Source organism: Roseburia inulinivorans DSM 16841, from assembly GCF_000174195.1.
Lineage (GTDB): Bacteria > Bacillota > Clostridia > Lachnospirales > Lachnospiraceae > Roseburia > Roseburia inulinivorans.
The window spans coordinates 13,601-34,278 of sequence record NZ_ACFY01000153.1 but is presented as its reverse complement, the minus strand read 5'-3'; the positions used below and the strand labels follow the sequence as shown (position 1 = coordinate 34,278).

Below are 20,678 nucleotides of genomic sequence, written 5' to 3'. Positions count from 1 at the left end.
TAAATGATAACATATTTGAGGGGATTAATATTCATTATTTTGGTGGAGAACCGTTGTTAAATATACCTGTTTTAATTTATTTGGATGAAAATATTAAAAAGATTACAGATAAAATTGGAATTGTGTATAAGGCATTTTTAACTACTAATGGTTCAATGTTAAGTAAAGAATTATTACAAAAAGTAAAGTTTTCGTCAATACAGCTTACGTTTGACGGACTTGAAAAAACACATGATAGACTTAGAGTGTCCGACCATTTCCATTTTAAAGAGGAGATTGAACTTATTGAGAATATAATGAATTTCTCACAAGCAAAAGTTTTGCTTCGGACTAATATTTGCAAAGAAAATAAAGATGAAATCATAGCATTACATAAATATATATTTGAGAAGTTTGGTAATGAAAGAATTGAAATTAATCCAAATCGTACAATTAAATATCATCAAGATGATTCATTTGAAATGCTTTCTGTACAAGAGTATGCAGAAGTGGCATATCAAATAAAATTATTATGGTCTGAACAAAAAGGAAAATTCGAACTGCCAGTTCCTAGAAGTACACCATGCAAATTTCCATATGGAAATGCATATGCAATTAGTCCAGAAGGTTACTGTACTTTTTGCAGTGGCTCTATGGATCAAGAGAAAAAATATTTTTTGATGTCGATATTGAAAATAAAAAAATGTTTTCTGTTCGCAAAGAATGCAAAAAATGCAATATATTACCATTATGTTTGGGTGGGTGCATAATACAATACAATTTGAGAGCTGGGGCATGTACATATGAAAAATATGAATTAAAGAATATTTTGATTTCTTATATTAAACATATTTCTTAAATAAATCCAGAAAGCTTAAGGAGCCTGTGAAAAATGAAAACAAAAGAATTAGAAAAATATCCGCTGCAAATTCTGATGATGACACTGACATCTTTTTTGACATTGTTAATTCCAAAATTGCTGAGTTACCTTATAGATGATATTCTAATGGCGAATAATAAAGAAAAGATACTGCCATGGTTTATGATTACGTTCGGAGTTACAAGTCTGCTGATGATAATGAAGTTTTACTTTATTACATACAACCCGATTAAGATTGGAATAAAAAATACATTTAGATTGCAGATAAAGGCGGCAAAAGACATATTAAATATGAATCAGTCTGTATATGCAGATGAGGACAAAGGATATTATTATAATGTGTGTTCAAACAGTTGTGCTGCTTATGGAGATTTATATGAAGAAATACATCTGAATTTAATTAGTTGTTTTATTTACGTGTGTGGAATCCTTGCAGTAGTTTTTATGACCAATATTTATCTGGGCATTTTTTTATCGTATATGGAATCGTTTTAATAATTGTTTCCCTTAATATTTCGAAACCGCTATTTGATATGCAAAAAAATGTTATGGTAAAGCAGGATAGATATTTAAATGGTATTCGAAATATTATCGAAAATAAAATTGGAATCAATGCGTTACATAGAGAAAAATTCTTTGCAGATGAATATAAACAAAATATTGTTCCGTATGAAAAACATGTTTTAAGGTATCGTTTTTTAGAATGTTTATGCCGACAGGCTCCCAATATATTGGATCAGGTGTGTTTAGTGGTGTTTTTGTTTATAGGAGGAAATTTAGTTTTGAATCAACAGATTTCGATTGGAGAATTTCTGATGATGTATCAATATATGGCGTATTTCTCTGATCCAATTACTACAGCATGTGCTATTTTGATGAGATACAGGGCAAATATGGTACATGTGGCACGTATTGATAAATTATCAGATGATGCAAAGATTCCGAAAGAAACAAAAAAATATATGACAAATACAGAAAATCTTTTTTTCACAGAAAAGTATGATTTCTATAAAGGAAAGGAAAAAACAGATTTTCTGTTTCATATTGATAAACTCAAAATAAAAAAGGGTGGGTTATATGTAATAAAGGGAGAAAATGGAAGCGGAAAAAGTATGTTTTTGAATTTACTGTTTGGAAACGTTAAATTATCTTTTTCACGAGGTGGGTTCATACTTACCGATGAAATGGATGAGGCAGCATTTTTAACCTATCCAATCTTTACAGTTGATGGAGATTTTATGAAAAACATGTATGAGATTCCTATTGATAAAGAACTTATGCATTTATTACAGGTAGATTTTTCGGATAAGGAAATTTTAAGCAATCCTGTGAATTTAAGTTACGGACAGCAGCAAAAACTTGCGCTGTTACGAGTTTTTGGCTTGAATAGCCCGATTCTTTTTTTAGATGAACCTTTGTCAAATCTGGATAAGAAAACACAGGAGAATGTGGTGGCATACATTCGGAAATTGAAAGGAGAAAAAACAATATTGGTTGTCATGCATAGTGATGAATTGGATGAGGCGGCAGACAGTGTAATATATATTGAAAATAAAAAATTAATACAAAAGTAGTAGGATATGAGTATACAAAAAGGCATATATTAATAGTGATATATGTCTTTTTTGGTGTCCGTATGAAACGTATCATAGGCTTTGCGTTATTCTTTTTTGGGCTTGGAATGCTTGCGATGTTTCTGATCCCGGGCGATTTCTGTGGGATTTTAATTATGATCGGCTGTATCCTGCTTGGATATTATCTTTTTTGTGGTTGCTAGTACACCGAATAATAAATTCATCCGGCGTCAATGTATCAGAAACTTATTATTCGGTGTACTAGTGTGCGGTATCGTTGGATTTCCGTACATGAACAGAGCAGTGTACAGTGACGGTTATGGGATGAAATAATTTGAAATTCGTATCCTTGCGGAGCATTTTTAAAAATCGGAAAGTTACGTTGCAGGTTTCCGATTAAAAAAAGAGAACTGCAATGCAGTTCTCTACGTTTCAAGACTAAGCTCTCTCAACTTTTCCGGATCTCAAACAGGAAGCACATACATATAATTTTCTAGGTGTTCCGTTAACTTTGCAGCTAACACGTTTGATGTTTGATTTCCAAACTCTATTTGATCTTCTATGTGAATGGCTTACTTTAATTCCGTAATGATTGCCTTTTCCACAAACTGCACAATTTGCCATTTGCTTTGCACCTCCTCGCATCTTTCTAAGCCTATATGTATGAACAGGCTCACAACATGATTTATTCTATCAGAAAAAAAAAGATATTGCAAGTGAAAATTAAAAAAAATATAAAAAATGTAATTTATGACTATGAATTTTGGAAAAAAGCGGTTATAATAGACACTAAACTAGCGTTATTATGTGTGAGAGAGAAAACTGGTCAGTCAGTGGCTTTCTTACAAATATAAAGAAAGGCATGGTTAATGAGTATGAATGGACAGATGGAGACCAAATTAGGTAAGGTTACGATAGACCCTGAAGTAATTGCATTATATGCAGGTTCTGTTGCGGTAGAGTGTTTCGGAATCGTAGGCATGGCTGCTGTCAATATGAAAGACGGACTGGTAAAATTATTGAAGAAAGATTACCTGACACATGGTATTAACGTGTCTGTGAATGAAGATAATAAAATTACAATCGATTTTCATGTGATCGTTTCTTATGGTGTGAGCATCAGTACAGTGACCGATAATCTGATCGAGACAGTCAGATACAAAGTGGAGGAGTTCACTGGAATGGAAATTGAGAAGATTAACATTTACGTTGAAGGCGTACGTGTCATTGATTAAGGAGGATTTTAAAAGTGGAAGTCACTACAATAAATGCTGAACTTTTTGCCAGAATGTTTCTGGCAGGAGCTAACAACTTAGAGGCTAAGAAGGAATGGATCAATGAGCTGAATGTATTCCCTGTTCCGGATGGAGATACCGGAACGAATATGTCAATGACAATTATGTCAGCAGCAAAGGAAGTTGCAGCGATTGAGAATCCAACCATGGCTTCATTGGCAAAAGCAATTTCTTCCGGATCATTACGTGGGGCAAGAGGTAACTCTGGTGTTATTTTATCCCAGTTATTCCGTGGGTTTACAAAGGTGATCGCTGAATATGATGAACTGAATGTACAGATTATTTCGGATGCTTTCCAGAAAGCAACAGAGACCGCATATAAGGCAGTTATGAAGCCGAAAGAGGGAACCATCCTTACCGTTGCAAAGGGAATGTCTGACAAGGCGGCTGAATTAGGGGAAGAGACCGATGATCTTGCATATTTCTGTGAGGAGATCATCAAAGAAGGCGATCATGTATTGAGCAAGACACCGGATATGCTTCCTGTTTTAAAACAGGCAGGCGTTGTGGATTCCGGCGGACAGGGCTTAATGCAGGTATTAAAAGGTGCATTTGATGCTCTTATGGGCAAAGAAGTGGATTACAAGGTTGAGACAGTTTCTACAGGAAGCAGCAGTCAGGGCACAGCTTCTAATCCTTATATTGACGCACAGGCAGAGCAGGAGATCACCTTTACTTACTGCACACAGTTTTTGATCATGTTAGAGCATCCGTTCACGGAGAATCAGGAGACAGAGTTTAAGAGTTATTTAGAGTCCATCGGTGATTCTATCGTTGTAGTTGCAGATGATGAGATCGTGAAAGTACATGTACATACCAATGATCCGGGTATGGCAATGCAGAGAGGTCTTACTTACGGAAGCCTTACAACTATTATTATTGAGAACATGCGTTTAGAGCGTGATGAGAAGATTTCTGCAATGAAAGAAAAAGAGATGCAGAACACTGCGAATGCAGAGAACGAGATTAAGGCAGCAGAGAAAAATGAGCCGGAAGTTCCAGCAGAGGAAAAAGAAATGGGATTCATTTCTGTAAGCATCGGAGAGGGTATCAATGAGATTTTCCGTGGACTGGGCGTGGACTATATCATCGAAGGCGGACAGACCATGAACCCAAGTACAGAAGATATGCTCAATGCGATCGAGAAAGTGAATGCGAAGAATATTTTCATTCTTCCGAATAATAAAAATATTATTATGGCAGCAAATCAGGCAGCTTCCCTGACAGAGGATAAGAACATTATTGTAATTCCTACCAAGACGATTCCACAGGGCATTACAGCACTTGTCAATTATATTCCGGACAGCACACCGGAAGACAATGCGGAGCGCATGGGTGAGGAAATCCAGCTGGTCAAGACCGGTCAGGTGACTTACGCAGTCCGTGATACTGTGATCGATGACAAAGAAATCAAACAGGATGACTACATGGGAATCGGTGACAAGGGAATCCTTTCCGTTGGCACAGACATGGAGAAAACGGTTCTTGAGATGATCGGTGAAATGATCGATGAAGATTCTGCAATTTTAAGTATCTACTATGGCGAGGAAATGAACGAAGATTCTGCCAACGAGATCGCAGAAAAAGTGGAAGAGGAATATCCGGATGTGGAAGTGGAAGTGCATTACGGTGGACAGCCAATTTACTATTATGTAATTTCTGTAGAATAAAAGTATGAGATTAAATTCATCCATAAAAGAAGTGAAAGGGATCGGCGATAAAACAGCCGGTCTTTTTCTAAAAATAAATATTGAGACGATCCGGGATCTGATCTCCTATTTTCCAAGAACTTATGTGCAGTTCCCGGAGATCAAACATCCTGACGAAGTGGTGGAGGGCGAGACTGCGGCAGTGATAGGACAGATACGGCAGACTCCGGTTGTGAAGAGAGTGCGCAGCATGCAGATCACGGTAACTTCGATCACTGGCATGGGAAAACGTCTGGAACTGGTGTGGTTTCGGCTTCCATACATCAAAAACAGCCTTCATCCGGGCGGAACTTATGTGTTTTACGGCAAGGTACAGCACAAAAACGGAAGGTTTGTCATGGAGCAGCCGGCAATTTATACGCCGGAAAAATATGAGGCGATGGAACATTTGCTGCTTCCGGTTTACACTTTGCCGAAAGGATTATCAAATCAGCTTATGCTGAAAGCAGAGCGGTCTGTTTTGGAGGAAGAACATTTATTCCGGGATTATCTGCCGACAGAACTGCGGGAAAAGCATCAGCTCTGTGAGTATAATTATGCGATCAAACAGATTCATTTCCCGGACGATATGGAGACGTTGATCGAGGCAAGAAAACGGCTTGTGTTTGACGAACTCTTTTTATTTATCTTAAACCTGCAATATCAGAAGGAAAAGAAGGAAAAAGAGAAAAATCAGTTTTCTTTCCAGTCGGATGATTTTGTGGAGCAACTGATCGAAAAACTGCCTTATAAACTCACAAATGCCCAATTGCGGGCATTGTCAGAGGTTCGGGCGGACATGCGGAGTGACTACGTCATGCAGCGTCTGATTCAGGGAGATGTCGGTTCCGGAAAGACGATCATTGCTTTTTTGGCGATGGCAGACACTGCGCACAATGGCTGTCAGTCTGCGATTATGGCACCGACGGAGGTGCTTGCAAGACAGCATTACGAATCATTTCAGAGCATGTGCGAGATATTTGGACTGGATTTTCCAGTGATTCTTATCACGGGTTCCATGACTGCAAAACAGAAAAAGCTGGCATATCAGGAGATTTTGGATCATCCGGATGCGCTGATCATCGGAACACATGCGCTGATACAGGAAAAGGTGATTTATCAGAACCTTGCGCTTGTGATCACAGACGAGCAGCACCGGTTTGGCGTAAAACAGCGTGAAATATTTTCGGAAAAAGGAACAAAGCCGCATATTCTTGTCATGAGTGCAACTCCGATTCCACGAACGCTTGCCATTATTTTATACGGTGATCTGGACATTTCCGTGGTAGATGAGGTGCCGGCAAAACGTCTGCCAATCAAAAAACTGTGTGGTGGACACCAGATACCGTCCGAAAGCGTACCAGTTTATCGAAAAAGAGGTGGCTGCCGGTCATCAGGCGTATGTGATCTGTCCGTTGGTGGAAGAAAGCGAGAACATGGAGGCAGAGAATGTCACAGACTATGCGAAGCGTTTGAAAGAGGAACTGCCGGATACGATTGAAATCGGACTTTTGCATGGACAGATGAAATCTGCGCAGAAAAATGACGTTATGGAACGGTTTGCAGCAAATGAGATACAGGTGCTTGTATCGACTACGGTTGTAGAAGTCGGGGTGAATGTTCCGAATGCGACGGTTATGATGATCGAAAATGCGGAACATTTTGGCCTTGCACAGCTTCACCAGCTTCGGGGGCGTGTCGGACGAGGGGATGCGCAGTCATACTGCATTATGGTCAATTGCAGCAACTCCAAGGAGTCACAGAAACGTCTGGATATTTTGAATCAATCCAACGATGGCTTTAAGATTGCAAGTGAGGATCTGAAACTGCGCGGACCAGGGGATTTCTTTGGCATCCGGCAGTCCGGTGAAATGCAGTTTGCGCTTGCGGATATCTATCAGGATGCCTATATTATGCAGCGCGCAAGCGAGGAAGTTGCAGATATTTTAGGAAAAGACCCGGAACTTTCCAGCGAGGATCATAAAAACCTGAAAGATTATCTGGAACTGTTTTTGGCAGACCAGAGAAATAAATTAAATTTATAACAAATGAAGCAGTAAAAACTTCATACAACACGTAGAAAGAACCCTGGATCATATCAATCCAAGGTTCTTTTCTTGTTCAGGGAAATTTTATTTTCCTGACATCTGCTGTTCCTGTGCTTCAATCATTTTCTTAACCATATAGCCGCCGACGGAACCATTCTGTCTGGAAGTCAAGTCACCATTGTAACCATCTTTTAATGGTACACCAATCTCGCCTGCTACCTCATATTTGAAACGGTCTAAGGCACTCTTTGCTTCTGGAACGGCTGCTCTGTTAGATGAACGATTTGACATAGTTGTCCTCCTTTGTTTTTCTGTTTTGGGTACTTTTTCTGCTCTGGTATATTTTTAAGAACATTCAAAAAATTCTTTTTTGTCTGTTCAGTGATAGTATGTGATTTTTTATATGGAATACACATGCAGTTTTTTGCAATAGTGCCAATTATTTCTTTAAAATATGTAAGCGCTTACAAAAATATATTTACAAACAGGAGAACATTGATTATGATGGATATAGAAGGTAGACAATTGCGAAACTCATGAAAAACTAAATTGAATTGTGAAAAATTAACAAAAGACATGAAAGACATTGGGGAACCGCCGGCACTTAGAAGGCAGATACAACGGTAAGTTGTGTCTGGCTTCTTAGTACCGTTGCGAGTGACACATAGCGAGAGCGTGTCTTGAATGTTTTTGTTGATTTTGAACAATTGAAAGAAGAGTAGATGAGTTTCGCAAACGCCTAGATATAGAAGGTTAAAAAAGGAGAAGAACTATGGATCAAATCGAAAAGTATATTGAGGAACTAATGGAAAAAAGTACACCGGATCGTCCCATCTGGAACATCGAAAAAATCATGCAGGGGTTAAAATCTACATGGAATTACATTGATGGCTGTATGATCAAAGCAATCCTGGAAATGTATGCGATCACGAAAGAGGATAAGTATCTGAAATTTGCAGACGATTTTATTGACTGCAAAGTGAATGTGGATGGGACAATTGAGGGGTACGATGTCGATGAACTAAATATTGATAATGTGAATGCGGGAAAAACACTGTTTGAGCTTTTTGATCTGACAGGAAAAGAAAAATACAGAAAAGCAATTGATCTTGTTTACAGTCAGGTTGCACAGATGCCACGTACAAAAGAAGGAAACTTCTGGCACAAAAATATTTATCCCAATCAGGTCTGGCTGGATGGGCTGTATATGTGTCAGCCGTTTTATATGGAATATGAGACTCGTTTTCATGACAAAAAAAATTATGACGATATTTTCCGGCAATTTTTTAACGTTGAAAAAAATATGAGAGATCCAAAGACCGGATTATACTATCATGCGTATGATTCATCCAGAGCAATGTTCTGGTGCGATAAAGTCACCGGGTTGAGCCAGAACTTCTGGCTGCGCGCACTGGGCTGGTTTTCCATGGCACTGCTTGATACACTAGACAAAGCAGACGCATCGGCTGCAGGAGAATCTTACGAAAAATTAAAACAAATATTTGTCGAACTCATGGATGCTATGTTAAAATATCAGGATGAGAGCGGTATGTGGTATCAGGTTGTGAATTTCGGCGGCATGGACAAAAACTATCTCGAAACAAGTGGAAGCTCTATTATGGCATATGCACTTTTAAAAGGTGTCCGTCTTGGATTTTTGCCAGAAAGCTATCGTGCATATGGAGAGAAGGCTTTTCATGGAATCTGTGACCAATATCTTTCCACGGATGAAAACGGAAACCTTCATCTGGATGGAATCTGTCTCGTTGCAGGCTTAGGGGGCGCAAACAGACGGCCGGGTACTTATGATTATTATATGTCGGAGCCGGTTGTCAAGGACGATGCCAAAGGTGTCGGACCATTTTTGCTTGCCTATACAGAGATGCTTCGCCTGAAAAAATAGCACGCCATTTTGAACACTGTCACTGCCAAACTGCTCATTCGACAAATCAGTATGAAGGAAGTAGAGTAGAATGAAACGTTATTTTGATTTTGACATGAATGATTATAAAGACAGAAAATGCAATTTTCATTCGCACACAGTGCGCTGCCAGCATGCAGTGGGAGAGGAACGGGAATATGTCGAGGAGGCAATTAAGGAAGGCTTTGAGGTGATCGGCTTTTCCGACCATTCCCCTTATTTATTCAAAAATGGATATGTGTCAAGGATTCGTATGACAATGTCACAGTTGGAAGATTATGTAAAAACCATTGAGGCATTGAAAAAAGAATATCGGGAGGATATCACGATTTTCCTCGCACTGGAAATGGAATATTTTCCGGGGATTTTTGAGCCGACAATTGAAGAAATCAGACAGTATCCAATGGATTATCTGCTTTTGGCACAGCATTTTTTCTATGAAAATGAAAGTTTTATCAGTGTAAGGCAAAACTGGACGGATGAAATGCATCTGAAAAGCTATGTAGATCTGCTGACAAATGCACTGGATACCGGATATTTTAATATGGTGGCACACCCGGATATCGTAAACTTCACCGGAGATGAAGCATTGTATACAAAGTACATGAAAAAGCTTGCAGACAGATTAAAAGATGAGCAGATTCCAATTGAAATTAATGTGAATGGTTTCCGGGAGTTGTGCAATTATCCAGATCGCAGGTTTGTAAAACTTGGCGTGGAAAATGGAAATGATTTTATTGTAGGTGTAGACGCGCATGATCCGAATGAGTATCATGATCTGGCATCTTATAAAGGATGTATCAAAATGGCAGAAGATTTCGGAGGAAAGGTATTCTGGAAATAAAAAATATCGTAGGGGTTGTGCCTCCCCTACGATATTTTTTTAATCTGAAACCAGCGTCAGCCCTGAAATATCCGGATGGATGGTCAGGGAGTAGTTTGTGTAGTACACGACAAATCCCGGCGCGGCCCCGTTTGGTTTCTTGACATTTTTTTTCTGTAGATAATCAATCTCCACTTTTTCATCTTCACGTCCTTTGGAGTAATATCCGGCAAGCATTCCGGCTTCCTCGAAAACGCGATCCGGCAATTCTTCATTGTTGGATTTTACGATGACGTGGGAACCCGGCATTCCTTTTGCATGGAACCACCAGTCATTTCCGGTTGCAAACTTGAAAGTGAGTTCATCGTTCTGGTAATTATTTTTCCCAACATAAATATCATAGCCATCGGAGGAGCGGTAGTGGAACGGCTTGCTCTTGATTCTGGCTTTTTTATCGGTCTTTTTGCGCTTAATATAGCCAAACTCGATCAGCTCCTCTTTGATCTGTACGAGATCGTCTTCCGTCAGGGCAATGTCTAAAGCCGTGGAGATACTTTCGAGATGTTCAATCTCTGTTTTTGTCTCCTCCGTCAGCTTGGTGAGTGCCTCATAAGTACGTTTTAATTTGTTATATCTGTCAAAATATTTCTGCGCATTTCCCTTGGCATCTAACTGTGAGTCGAGCGGAATGGTGATCATCTCGTTGGTGTAATAGTTCAGTGCCTCTAACTTCTTTGCACCTTCCTCTAAACCATAGCCGTAGGTGTGGATCAACTCGCCGTATACCTTGTATTTGTCCCGCTTTTCCGTGTCTTTCAACTGCTTTTCCTGCAACTGGTATTTCTTGCGGTTACGGTCTAAGGCAGTGGAAACGATTTTTCTCAAATCAACGGATTTCTGACGGATTCTTGTGTACACATTTTTGGAAGCATAATATTCCTCCAAAACCTGTGAGATGGAATCAAAATTTTTGGCATCATAGTCCGAAAACTGTGTGAGCTCGATGCAGGAAAAATCAATCGGTTCTTTTCCTTTAAAAATAATGTTTGGTTTGTAGGTATGATTTTTCACATCCTCTGCAATCCAGGTGAGATTGTTAAATAAATGCTTTTTGCCGTCGTCATCCAGCGAGTCGACCGACATATCTCCGTCAATGGAACTGCGGTGGCAGATTTCGGAGGCAAGCAGAGGACTTAAGCCTGTAAAAGAAGAGTAGAGAGCCTTTGTGATGGAGGTCGGTTTCTTCATAACCATATCCATAAAGGCTTCTTCCGTAACTTCGAGCGGGTTTAAACGGTCATCCTGTGTGGCAGGAATGCAGTAGTCGCGTCCCGGAAGTACTTCACGCAGGGAACTCATCATCGATGAGATATGTTTGATGCTGTCAATAATTTTTCCGTCACTGTTACAGAAAATGATATTGCTGTGTTTTCCCATCAGCTCTACGATCAGGGTTTTCTGGCAGAGATCGCCCATTTCATCCAGATGTTCAATATCAAAGTGAATGATACGCTCCATATGCGGCTGGTAAATCTTTACGATCCTGCCATTGGCAATATGCTTGCGCAGCACCATGCAGAAGTTTGGCGCGGTCATAGGGCTTGGTTTATTCTGGTCAGTCAGATATAAAAAAGGCAGGGATGCGCTTGCGGACATGGCAAGACGGAACTGCCCGTTGCTTCCCTTGCAGGTGAAGAGCAGTTCGTCGTTTTCTGGCTGCGCGATCTTGCTGATCTTGGCATTTAAAATTGTCTGGTTTAATTCATATACGATATTGGAAATCACAAATCCATCAAGAGCCATTTTGTGCACCTCTTATTCTAAAAAAATTTGCCTGGAATTACCGGGCACATGGTTCATTATAACGGATTCTACGAAATCTGCATAGATGCAATATATAATTTCAAAAGCCGGATCGCATAATCACGCTGTTGCTTTGAACAGCCTGAGAGAATATGGATCACTGCAAGTTCATCATTTTCCTGCCGTCTTGCCTCTTCGTCTGTCTGTTCCCCGAACATCATATAATCAAGGCTCATGTCGAGACACTCAGAAATCGCAAGCATTGTTTCTGTGGACATTCCACAGGTGCCACGCTCGATGTCTGAACAGTATTTCGGTGCACGGTCTATTCTCTCTGCAACCTCGTCCTGTGAAAACCCTAACTGGACTCTTTTTTTTCGAATGCGGTCGCCAACGGCTAAACGGTCATACGCTTCTCTTTTTCGGTTCATAAAAACTCCCCTTTCTCATTTGTTTCTTATTGTGTGTGATTCTCTGTATCATATTCTTGCGAAAAAAACGTAGAAAAAGAACACAATGGAAACGTAATTTAAAGGCGAGTTTAAAAGGAAAGTACAAGATACGTTTTAAATGCGAAGCTGAATAAAAAATGAGAGAGGTATGTTAATAAACTGTAAGTTTCTTCTGTTGACATAATCAAATGACATGTGTATTATAAATGGTGTTTAAAACGTGAATACAAATGAAAATTTAAACGAACTTTGGCGAGAAACTATGAAAAATAAATGGATAAGAAAATCATATGGAAAATAAGTAAAACTAACTAATAAAATTTATAAAAATGCATAAATATGGAAGAAACAAATGTAGAAATATGGCAGTTTGTGTAATTGACATAAGATAAGTGTAAGTGTATTATTAAATAAGTTTAATAGAAATAAGAATTGAAGCTAGTTTTGGTGGAGTGGAGAAATGTTAGAGAAAAATAAGAAAAAACAAAGCATAATAAAAAAAATAGATTATATTCTGATTGCGTTTCAAATAATCATAGCAGTAGCTTTAGGTGTGAAATTATTTACAATGGGTGTAGTTCCAATAATATATTTGATATTATATACAATTATAATTCTGATATTAAATATTGGAACTTTTTTTTTGTACTAAAAAGAAGCATTCCTGCAATTATTTTTGTCAATAATATCTGTTTTGATAACAATAGGTCTTCTTTATGGATTAATTGCAATAGGAAAATTAGACATGACATTAAATAATGTAGCAAAGGATTCAAGACTTGAAGTGGTTCAGATGTCGGTATTTGTCAGCTCAGATGATAATGCAAATGAACTTAGAGATATAGAGGGGGCATCTGTTGGATATTTAGAATCGGATAATGCAGCAGATCAGGTTATGTCAGTAATTGATGGTACTGTGGCAACAGAAGTTCAATATAAAGCATATAATAATATTTTGTTTATGGCAGATGCATTACTAAATGGAACAGAAAGAGCAATTATTATGAATAGTGCATATGTTGATATCATATCTGATCAGGATGGATATGAAGATTTCTCAGATAGAATAAGGGAATTATATACATATTCTGCAGAAATTCAGGTTGAAGTACGTGGAGATGTTACTGATGTGGACAGTACAGAAGAAAAATATTTTCTGTCATCAGATGAAGATACTTTTGTAATATATATTAGTGGAATTGATATGTGGGGGGCTGTGAATGCGAGAAGCCGAAGCGATGTAAATATTCTTGCGATTGTCAATATGAAAACGGGACATATCCAGCTTGTTAATACACCGAGAGATTATTATGTGTATCTGCCAAATCAAGGGGCAAATGATAAATTGACACATGCTGGATTATATGGGGTAGAAAGTTCAGAGGCAGCAATAGAAAATTTATACGGAATAAATATTGATTATTATGTGCGTATGAATTTTAGTGGGTTTGAGGCGATAATAGATACGCTTGGAGGAATTGATGTATACTCGGAATATGATTTTACTGTTGATCCGATAAAACATTATACAGTAGGATACAATCATGTTTCGGGACTAGAAGCATTAGCATTTGCACGTGAGAGACATGCCTTTGCTGCTGGGGATGTTCAGCGGGGTATTAATCAGATGGAAGTGATAAAAGCAGTTATAAATAAAATGACATCTCCAAGTATATTAGCAAAATATGGAGAAATATTAGATGAAGTTGCTGATTGTGTTATGACAGATATTCCATCTAATGTGATATACGATTTGGTTAAATATAAGTTATCTAATGATGTTACGTGGACAATTGACAGTTATACAGTAACAGGAACAGGAAAGCATACAACGACATATTCTATGCCAGGAACAACATGCTATGTTATGATTCCAAATGATCAGGATGTAGAAAATGCTAAAAGCTTAATAGAAAGTGTGTTGGATGAAGAATAGATGAAAAAAATATTATACATAACAACGATTAGCGGATTTTTACCACAATTTGAAAAAAATGATGTGGAAATTATGCAGAACATGGGTTATGAGATACATTATGCATCAAATTTAAAAAAACCGATTTATACCTTTGATGAAAAAGAATTGAAACAACAGGGAATTATTCTGCATCAGATCGATATAGAGAAAAGTCCGGCACAGATTATAATGAATTGCAGGGCAATTAAGCAGTTAATTAAAATTATTGATGAAGAAAATATAACGGCGATACATTGTCACAATCCGATGGGAGGCGTTGCGGGAAGAATCGCCGCACATTACAGTAAAGCAGATCCGTATGTTATATACACTGCGCATGGACTTCATTTTTATAAAGGCGCTCCAATTTTAAATTGGATTTTATTTTATCCGGTTGAAAAGCTGCTGGCACGGTGGACGGATACACTTATAACCATCAATAAAGAAGATTATTGTTGTGTAAAAGACAGATTCAAATTAAAAAAAATGGAACAGTTGAGCAAATACATGGTGTAGGGGTAGATTTGGATAAATTTCGCCCGATGCCAGAAATGGCTTCCATGAAAAGAATAGAATTGGGAATACCGAATAATGCTTTTCATATCGTTACAGCTGCAGAACTGAATAAAAATAAAAATCAAAAAATTATAATTGAAGCAATTGCAGTGGAAAACAAAAAAGATATATATTATACTATATGCGGAAATGGACCAGATGAAGATGAATTACGAAAACTGATTCATGAAAAAAAATTAGAGAAGCAGGTGCAATTGATTGGCTTCAGAACAGATATGAATGAAATACTCCAGACCGCTGATGTATTTGCGTTCCCTTCTATCCGTGAGGGGTTGGGGATTGCCGCAATAGAGGCGCTTGCATGTGGAGTGCCACTCATTGTTGCAGATAACAGAGGAACAAGAGAATATTTGCAGAATGATAAAAATGGATTGATATGCGAGGCATTTGATCAGGATGCATTTGTGACAGCTATCGATAAAGTTTATTCAAATGTTGAATATAGAAAAAAACTAGCGGATTATTGCAGAGAGTCAGTAATTCAATTTAGTACAGAAGAAACAGTTAGAACTATGGAAAGAATTTATTCAACTATGGATAAAAGAATTTCATAGTTGCTGGAAAGGGGAGTTATGCCAGAGATTTCTGTCATCATGGGTGTTTATAATGAATTGAATAAGGATATTTTAATGGAGGCGGTAAATTCTATTTTACACCAGACATTTGAAGATTTTGAGTTTATTATTTATGATGATGGCTCATGCCTGGAGGCGGCAACACTACTCAGGGAGGTGGCAGGACTTGATGAAAGAATTAAATTGATCGGTCAGGATGAAAATCATGGATTGGCATTTTCGTTGAATGAATGTATAGATGAGGCAAAGGGAAAATATATTGCAAGAATGGATGCAGATGATATTTCATATCCGGAAAGATTAATGAAACAAAAAAAATTTTTGGACAAATATCAGGAGTATTCATGGGTTGGCTGCAATATTGATGTGTTTGATCAGAATGGAGTATGGGGAGAACGTAAAATGCCGGAATTTCCTATAGAGCAGGATTATCTGAGATTTTCACCATATGCACATCCGACAGTTATGTACAGGGCATCTATTTTTGATACAAATGAGGGATATGTTGCGTCCAAGGAGACACTTCGCTGTGAAGACTATGAGATCTTTATGAGGCTGCGCAGGGCAGGATTAAAGGGTGCTAATATACAGGATAAACTTTTGGCTTATCGAGAAAATAAAGATTCCTACAAAAAGCGTAGTTTTCGCCATAGATGGAATGAGGCAAAATGCAGATATCGTAATTTTAAAGCCTTGGGTATTTTATTCCCAAAGGGATGGATATATGTTTTACGGCCAATTGCAGCATGCGTGATTCCATATTGGTTATTGGCATGGTATAAACGTAAAGAATCATCAATACAGCAAAATAGATATTGGAATGGAGAAAAAGATTATGAAGAAAAGAGCAGTTATGGCATTGATAGCTTTGAGTTTGGCAACACAGCTGACAGCGTGCAAAGCAGATAATGAGAAAGTGGCATCTACTGAATATGAACAGATGATAAATTTGAATAACGATGGAGAGATGACGATTTTTGAAACAGAGGCTGAGCAGGAAATAGTCACAACTGAAGAACAGGAAGCTGATGGAAATGAGGAAATAGAAACACGTGAACTTGCAGCTAATGCAGATGTATATAGTAAGCCTGACACAGAAGCAACAGTAGTTGGAAATACTAAAAAAAGGAAAAAATAATAAGTGTAATTGCATTATCTGATGATGAAAAGTGGTGCAAGATAGCCTACAGTGGTCGTGTCGCATACGTTAAGGCTGATAAGGTAAAGCAGAGCAATGGAAACGAGGCAGAAAAAAAGACTGAAAAACAAAAGACAGATGATGTAGGCGAGACGGCAACTCAGAAGACACAGCAAGAAACTCAAAATACGTCAGCAAATCAGACGGTTCAGACAGCTCCGGCTGCGCAGACCTCAAACACAAAACAGTCAACACAAAGCAGCCAGTCAAATTCAACAACACAATCGAGTGGATCAGGTCAGTCGTCGCAGACTAATCAGTCATCGACAGGCGGGAAAACGGAACAGACACCATCAACAGAGAAACCATCAACGGAGACACCAGCGACAGAGACGCCATCAACAGAAAAGCCGTCAACGGAGACACCGGGAACAGAAGAAAAGCCGTCAACAGAGACACCGGGAACAGAAGAAAAGCCGTCAACAGAGACACCGTCAACAGAGAAGCCGTCAACGGAGACACCAGGAACAGAAGAAAAGCCGTCAACGGAGACACCGGGAACAGAAGAAAAACCATCAGCGGATGAAAAAACACCAACAGAAACAGAAAATCCTTCAGAGGGACAGTCTACAGGTACAGGAGATGGAGAGTAATAGTATAAATCAGTTCAGACAGCAACAATATTTTGATATTCTGCAGTCAACACCAATTATTAAAAGGGCGATAGAAACAACATTTTATCAGAATTTAAAAATGAAAAAGGTAGAGATGCCGATTGATAATAAACTTTATCTTATGGTGATAGCTCCGGCACTTGTTGGTTTTACAGAGTGGGTTTTAGATGAAGCAGTAAGGCTTCATAAAAGCAGAGTTTATTTTTTAAGCAGAGACGGTTATCAGATGTATTTGATTGCAAATGAAATCGTTAAACAAAAACACTTAAATATAGAGTGTAAATATTTGCATGTGTCACGTTTCTCTATGCGGTTACCGGGATATCATTTCAATATGGAGAAAAGCATTGACAGTATTTGCGTTGGCGGAATAGATGTTACACCTTTGAAAATATTGCGCAGAGCGGCATTGACTGATGAGGAATGTCAAAATATATTAAATGAGTTGGAATTAAACAAAGAAAAAGATATCATATTAAACTATCAGCAAGTGATTCAACTCAGAGAAAAAATAAGACAAAGCAAATTAATTCGTATGTACATACAAAGACATTCGGTTGACGCATATGAAAACACGGTTGGTTATTTAAAACAGGAAGGTTTATGTGATAACAGCGAATATTTGCTTGTGGATAGTGGCTGGATTGGAACACTACAATGTTCCATTGAGGCACTGGTAAAAAGTATGAATCCAGATATTGAGGTGCAGGGGTGCTACTTTGGTATGTATGAATATCCTACTGGAAGTTCTCATGAAAAATTTCATACATATTATTTCTCACCGGAGAGCGGATTAGTGAGAAAAAGCTGCTTTAGCAATTCACTTTTCGAAACAATTGTGTCATCGCTGGAGGGTATGACCAAATCATATGATAAGGTAGAAAATGGGTATGTGCCAGTTATGAATGATGCACGTAATCCAAATGCAGATCAAATGAAAAAAAACATTGCGGCATTACAAATGTTGTTGGCACAAATATCTTTCGAAAAGGGAAAAAATACAATAGATATTGGAACAATAGAAAAATTATTTTATCTATTTATGTCAGAACCGTCTATTGTTGAGGTAAAAGCTTATGGTGATAATCTTTTTTCGGATGATGTAATTGATGGCAACTATAAAAAAACAGCTGCTGAGCTAACATGGGAACAGATAAGAAATCAAAGATTTTTGAGAAGAATGATGATTGTATCTGGTGTGAGAAAAGCAACATTATATGAAAGTGCTTGGCTGGAGGGAAGCATTGTAAAAGCTGAATTCAGAGAAAATAAAAGTGAGGACACTGTCAGAAAAACGCAGTTGGAGTCTTTACATGTTAGAATATATAAGTATTTTGTATTCTTGCGTAAACAATTAAAAAGAAAATAGAGAGTAATATTATATATGAGTTACAAAATGAAAAAGAAGAATAAAATCATTGAAATTTTATTTATAATGGCTGTTGCCTTTATATTAATCATTTCTGACAGAGGAAAAGTTTATGCTGCAGACGCAGTTGTCTCTTTTGGAAGAGAAAGTTATTCAGTAAATATGGATGACACCTTTGAGATAGAAGTAACGATTAAAGCAGATGGAAATATTGGTGTTTATAAAGTTGAACTTCAATATGATACCGGACGCTTGGAGTATGTATCAGGAGCTGAGGCAGAAGAAGATGGCGTAATTACGCTTGAGGGAACTGGTTTTGGTAATGAAATAACCTATGACAATATTACATTCAAAGCAATAGGCGGTGGAAATGCAGGATTAAAAGTTAAAGGTGCAAAAATCTATTCAAATGGTGAAGAAGCAGAAAGCTATGCAATGGGTTCTCAGGAGACACTGCTTATAAATGTAGATGGAACAGATACCGGAGAAAAATCATTTTTTGAACAGCTTATGGATGAGGAAGAAACACAGACTTCATCTGATACATATGGTTTGGAGACAGAAGTTCCAGTCGTTGGAAGTATTAAAAAGGGAAATCAGCTTTTATATGTAGTGGATATTGCTGATTATACCCCGCAGATTGATTTATGGGATTATAAATTAGTGACAGATAGCTATGCAGGAGAGTCATTGACATTTTTTAGCGACCAGGCAAGAAATGTTCGTGTCATGTTGATCATGGATGGTGATGAAAATTTCTCAATCTATGCATTCAACAGTCAGACTTCTAATTTCTATCCTGTCAGTGAGATTACTTCAAATGACCAGAAGTATTACATCATGTCATTAGGGGCTTGTGAAACTGTTCCGGATGGATTCACCACGGAAGACATGCAGGATAATACAGTTTTCTATGCAATTAATCAAAATGGCAGCGGAGATTATTATAGATATACGACAACAGGGGAACTGGTTAAGTGGGAAAATACACAGACAAAGGAAGAAGTTACAAACGAATTAGGTTTTCCAAAGCTAGTATTATATGTTATTTTAATAATTACGCTTGGATGCATAATTGGTGGATTAACATTTTTGCTTGTAAGAAAGCGGAGAAAGATCGAGAAAAAAGTAAAAAGACAGCTTGATCTTTTCAATGAAAATTTTTCGGACAGAAAACAGTATTTCTTCGTAATTCAGGAGCTGACATCCAGGGAAATAAAGAGAAAATATGCAAGAAGTTATCTTGGAATCATATGGAGCGTGTTAAATCCGTTGCTGACGATGAGTGTTATGTCGTTTGTGTTTTCCTATATGTTTAAAAGGTCGATTGAAAATTATCCGTTATATTATCTTACGGGTAATATTTTCTGGGCATTGTTTAGTGGAGCCACGAATTCCGCCATGACAGCATTAGTAGATAATAAGACCTTATTATTAAAGGCAAAGCTTCCAAAACAAACATTTGTTTTGTCGAGAATTTATACGTCATTAACTAATTTTGGATATACTTGTATTGCCTATGTTTTTATGCTGATCATATTTAGGGTGAAACCTTCTTGGACGATGCTGCTCTTTCCGTTGGACGTTGCTCTGGCATTGATATTTGGTGCAGGTATTGGATATATACTGTCTATTCTGTATGTTTTCTTTGCAGATATTAAATATCTGTATAGCGTTCTGCTTACTATGATATTATACATGTCTGCAATTTTTTATCCGGTAACATCACTTCCACCACTATTGCAGGAGGCAATTGGATATAATCCAATATATTTATCAATTTATATTGCCAGAGAGGCAGTTGTTTATAATCGTGCGCCTCATTATAGTGCTTGGATTAAGCTTGCAATGGCAGCGACAATCAGCTTCGCGGCTGGATTAACAGTATTTAAAAAGAAAGAAAATGATGTTATGCAAAGGGTATAA

Annotated in this window: 19 protein-coding genes and 1 pseudogene; 16 read left to right on the top strand and 4 right to left on the bottom strand. The window is 37.8% G+C overall.

Going from position 1 to position 20,678, the window contains the following annotated elements; translation table 11 throughout:
- The 4 genes from ROSEINA2194_RS16000 to ROSEINA2194_RS21350 all read left to right on the top strand — a co-directional run.
- Nucleotides 1–749, top strand: a 749-nt coding sequence (locus tag ROSEINA2194_RS16000) for a radical SAM protein (RefSeq protein ID WP_007889850.1), incomplete at its 5' end; no start/stop codon positions are given.
- A gap of 122 nt (nt 750–871) precedes the next feature.
- Nucleotides 872–1,354, top strand: a complete 483-nt coding sequence (locus ROSEINA2194_RS15995) for an ABC transporter transmembrane domain-containing protein (RefSeq protein ID WP_007889848.1) — start codon at nt 872–874, stop codon at nt 1,352–1,354.
- Between the two features lie 38 nt (nt 1,355–1,392).
- Complete coding sequence (locus ROSEINA2194_RS15990; protein ID WP_007889846.1) at nt 1,393–2,433, top strand: ATP-binding cassette domain-containing protein; 1,041 nt, start codon at nt 1,393–1,395, stop codon at nt 2,431–2,433.
- Between the two features lie 62 nt (nt 2,434–2,495).
- Nucleotides 2,496–2,636: a hypothetical protein gene (locus ROSEINA2194_RS21350; protein WP_007889844.1), complete on the top strand. Its 141-nt coding sequence runs from the start codon at nt 2,496–2,498 to the stop codon at nt 2,634–2,636.
- Between the two features lie 235 nt (nt 2,637–2,871).
- On the opposite strand, the gene rpmB is transcribed toward ROSEINA2194_RS21350, so the two are convergent.
- Entirely contained in the window at nt 2,872–3,057 is a 186-nt protein-coding gene (rpmB, locus tag ROSEINA2194_RS20650) for a 50S ribosomal protein L28 (protein ID WP_021924131.1), read from the bottom strand.
- A 251-nt stretch (nt 3,058–3,308) separates the two neighbouring features.
- On the opposite strand from rpmB, the gene ROSEINA2194_RS15985 reads away from it, so the two are divergent.
- The 3 genes and pseudogenes from ROSEINA2194_RS15985 (at nt 3,309) to recG (ending at nt 7,461) form a co-directional block, all read left to right on the top strand.
- On the top strand, nt 3,309–3,668 hold the full coding sequence (locus ROSEINA2194_RS15985; RefSeq protein ID WP_044928559.1) for an Asp23/Gls24 family envelope stress response protein: 360 nt from the start codon (nt 3,309–3,311) through the stop codon (nt 3,666–3,668).
- A 14-nt stretch (nt 3,669–3,682) separates the two neighbouring features.
- Entirely contained in the window at nt 3,683–5,398 is a 1,716-nt protein-coding gene (locus ROSEINA2194_RS15980) for a DAK2 domain-containing protein (RefSeq protein WP_007889841.1), read from the top strand.
- A gap of 4 nt (nt 5,399–5,402) precedes the next feature.
- Nucleotides 5,403–7,461: pseudogene (recG, locus tag ROSEINA2194_RS15975) on the top strand (ATP-dependent DNA helicase RecG).
- Between the two features lie 87 nt (nt 7,462–7,548).
- On the opposite strand, the gene ROSEINA2194_RS15970 reads toward recG, so the two are convergent.
- Complete coding sequence (locus tag ROSEINA2194_RS15970) at nt 7,549–7,755, bottom strand: alpha/beta-type small acid-soluble spore protein (RefSeq protein ID WP_007889838.1); 207 nt, start codon at nt 7,753–7,755, stop codon at nt 7,549–7,551.
- A gap of 481 nt (nt 7,756–8,236) precedes the next feature.
- Here ROSEINA2194_RS15970 and ROSEINA2194_RS15965 point away from each other — a divergent pair, with 481 nt between their 5' ends.
- Both ROSEINA2194_RS15965 and ROSEINA2194_RS15960 read left to right on the top strand, forming a co-directional pair.
- Nucleotides 8,237–9,367 carry a glycoside hydrolase family 88/105 protein gene (locus ROSEINA2194_RS15965; RefSeq protein ID WP_007889837.1) on the top strand — a complete coding sequence of 377 codons (1,131 nt, stop codon included), beginning with the start codon at nt 8,237–8,239 and terminating at the stop codon, nt 9,365–9,367.
- Between the two features lie 70 nt (nt 9,368–9,437).
- The gene (locus ROSEINA2194_RS15960) at nt 9,438–10,229 is read left to right on the top strand and encodes a histidinol-phosphatase (RefSeq protein ID WP_007889836.1); all 792 of its coding nucleotides are present in this window, start codon (nt 9,438–9,440) and stop codon (nt 10,227–10,229) included.
- A gap of 39 nt (nt 10,230–10,268) precedes the next feature.
- Here ROSEINA2194_RS15960 and ROSEINA2194_RS15955 read toward each other — a convergent pair whose 3' ends face one another.
- Together ROSEINA2194_RS15955 and ROSEINA2194_RS15950 are read right to left on the bottom strand one after the other, a co-directional pair.
- Nucleotides 10,269–12,011, bottom strand: coding sequence for an Rqc2 family fibronectin-binding protein (locus tag ROSEINA2194_RS15955; protein ID WP_007889835.1), 1,743 nt, complete (start codon nt 12,009–12,011; stop codon nt 10,269–10,271).
- A 68-nt stretch (nt 12,012–12,079) separates the two neighbouring features.
- Nucleotides 12,080–12,442 carry a helix-turn-helix domain-containing protein gene (locus tag ROSEINA2194_RS15950; RefSeq protein ID WP_007889834.1) on the bottom strand — a complete coding sequence of 121 codons (363 nt, stop codon included), beginning with the start codon at nt 12,440–12,442 and terminating at the stop codon, nt 12,080–12,082.
- A gap of 766 nt (nt 12,443–13,208) precedes the next feature.
- On the opposite strand from ROSEINA2194_RS15950, the gene ROSEINA2194_RS15940 reads away from it, so the two are divergent.
- The 7 genes from ROSEINA2194_RS15940 (at nt 13,209) to ROSEINA2194_RS22290 (ending at nt 20,678) form a co-directional block, all read left to right on the top strand.
- Nucleotides 13,209–14,399, top strand: coding sequence for an LCP family protein (locus ROSEINA2194_RS15940; RefSeq protein ID WP_172727154.1), 1,191 nt, complete (start codon nt 13,209–13,211; stop codon nt 14,397–14,399).
- Nucleotides 14,400–14,936, top strand: a complete 537-nt coding sequence (locus ROSEINA2194_RS19930) for a glycosyltransferase (RefSeq protein ID WP_007889827.1) — start codon at nt 14,400–14,402, stop codon at nt 14,934–14,936. It abuts the gene before it with no gap.
- Complete coding sequence (locus tag ROSEINA2194_RS19925) at nt 14,876–15,550, top strand: glycosyltransferase family 4 protein (protein WP_172727153.1); 675 nt, start codon at nt 14,876–14,878, stop codon at nt 15,548–15,550. The genes ROSEINA2194_RS19930 and ROSEINA2194_RS19925 overlap by 61 nt, the downstream gene beginning before the upstream one ends.
- Before the next feature lie 18 nt (nt 15,551–15,568).
- Nucleotides 15,569–16,480 (top strand): glycosyltransferase family 2 protein, encoded by a 912-nt coding sequence (locus tag ROSEINA2194_RS15930; RefSeq protein WP_049888000.1) that lies wholly within the window; start codon nt 15,569–15,571, stop codon nt 16,478–16,480.
- Nucleotides 16,407–16,709 (top strand): hypothetical protein, encoded by a 303-nt coding sequence (locus ROSEINA2194_RS15925; RefSeq protein WP_172727152.1) that lies wholly within the window; start codon nt 16,407–16,409, stop codon nt 16,707–16,709. Before ROSEINA2194_RS15930 ends, ROSEINA2194_RS15925 begins: the two co-directional genes overlap by 74 nt.
- A gap of 642 nt (nt 16,710–17,351) precedes the next feature.
- Nucleotides 17,352–18,752 carry a hypothetical protein gene (locus ROSEINA2194_RS15915; RefSeq protein WP_227970711.1) on the top strand — a complete coding sequence of 467 codons (1,401 nt, stop codon included), beginning with the start codon at nt 17,352–17,354 and terminating at the stop codon, nt 18,750–18,752.
- A gap of 27 nt (nt 18,753–18,779) precedes the next feature.
- The gene (locus ROSEINA2194_RS22290) at nt 18,780–20,678 is read left to right on the top strand and encodes an ABC transporter permease (RefSeq protein ID WP_227970710.1); all 1,899 of its coding nucleotides are present in this window, start codon (nt 18,780–18,782) and stop codon (nt 20,676–20,678) included.

What these genes read in the sequence shown, in the direction of transcription:
- ROSEINA2194_RS15985 (WP_044928559.1), top strand. Translation starts at nt 3,309, where the DNA reads ATGAATGGACAGATGGAGACCAAATTAGGTAAGGTTACGATAGACCCT.
- rpmB (WP_021924131.1), bottom strand. Translation starts at nt 3,057, where the DNA reads ATGGCAAATTGTGCAGTTTGTGGAAAAGGCAATCATTACGGAATTAAA.
- ROSEINA2194_RS15970 (WP_007889838.1), bottom strand. Translation starts at nt 7,755, where the DNA reads ATGTCAAATCGTTCATCTAACAGAGCAGCCGTTCCAGAAGCAAAGAGT.
- ROSEINA2194_RS22290 (WP_227970710.1), top strand. Translation starts at nt 18,780, where the DNA reads ATGAAAAAGAAGAATAAAATCATTGAAATTTTATTTATAATGGCTGTT.
- ROSEINA2194_RS15965 (WP_007889837.1), top strand. Translation starts at nt 8,237, where the DNA reads ATGGATCAAATCGAAAAGTATATTGAGGAACTAATGGAAAAAAGTACA.
- ROSEINA2194_RS15950 (WP_007889834.1), bottom strand. Translation starts at nt 12,442, where the DNA reads ATGAACCGAAAAAGAGAAGCGTATGACCGTTTAGCCGTTGGCGACCGC.
- ROSEINA2194_RS15995 (WP_007889848.1), top strand. Translation starts at nt 872, where the DNA reads ATGAAAACAAAAGAATTAGAAAAATATCCGCTGCAAATTCTGATGATG.
- ROSEINA2194_RS15930 (WP_049888000.1), top strand. Translation starts at nt 15,569, where the DNA reads ATGCCAGAGATTTCTGTCATCATGGGTGTTTATAATGAATTGAATAAG.
- ROSEINA2194_RS15925 (WP_172727152.1), top strand. Translation starts at nt 16,407, where the DNA reads ATGAAGAAAAGAGCAGTTATGGCATTGATAGCTTTGAGTTTGGCAACA.
- ROSEINA2194_RS15960 (WP_007889836.1), top strand. Translation starts at nt 9,438, where the DNA reads ATGAAACGTTATTTTGATTTTGACATGAATGATTATAAAGACAGAAAA.
- ROSEINA2194_RS15915 (WP_227970711.1), top strand. Translation starts at nt 17,352, where the DNA reads ATGGAGAGTAATAGTATAAATCAGTTCAGACAGCAACAATATTTTGAT.
- ROSEINA2194_RS15940 (WP_172727154.1), top strand. Translation starts at nt 13,209, where the DNA reads ATGACATTAAATAATGTAGCAAAGGATTCAAGACTTGAAGTGGTTCAG.
- ROSEINA2194_RS19930 (WP_007889827.1), top strand. Translation starts at nt 14,400, where the DNA reads ATGAAAAAAATATTATACATAACAACGATTAGCGGATTTTTACCACAA.
- ROSEINA2194_RS21350 (WP_007889844.1), top strand. Translation starts at nt 2,496, where the DNA reads ATGAAACGTATCATAGGCTTTGCGTTATTCTTTTTTGGGCTTGGAATG.
- ROSEINA2194_RS15955 (WP_007889835.1), bottom strand. Translation starts at nt 12,011, where the DNA reads ATGGCTCTTGATGGATTTGTGATTTCCAATATCGTATATGAATTAAAC.
- ROSEINA2194_RS15990 (WP_007889846.1), top strand. Translation starts at nt 1,393, where the DNA reads ATGCAAAAAAATGTTATGGTAAAGCAGGATAGATATTTAAATGGTATT.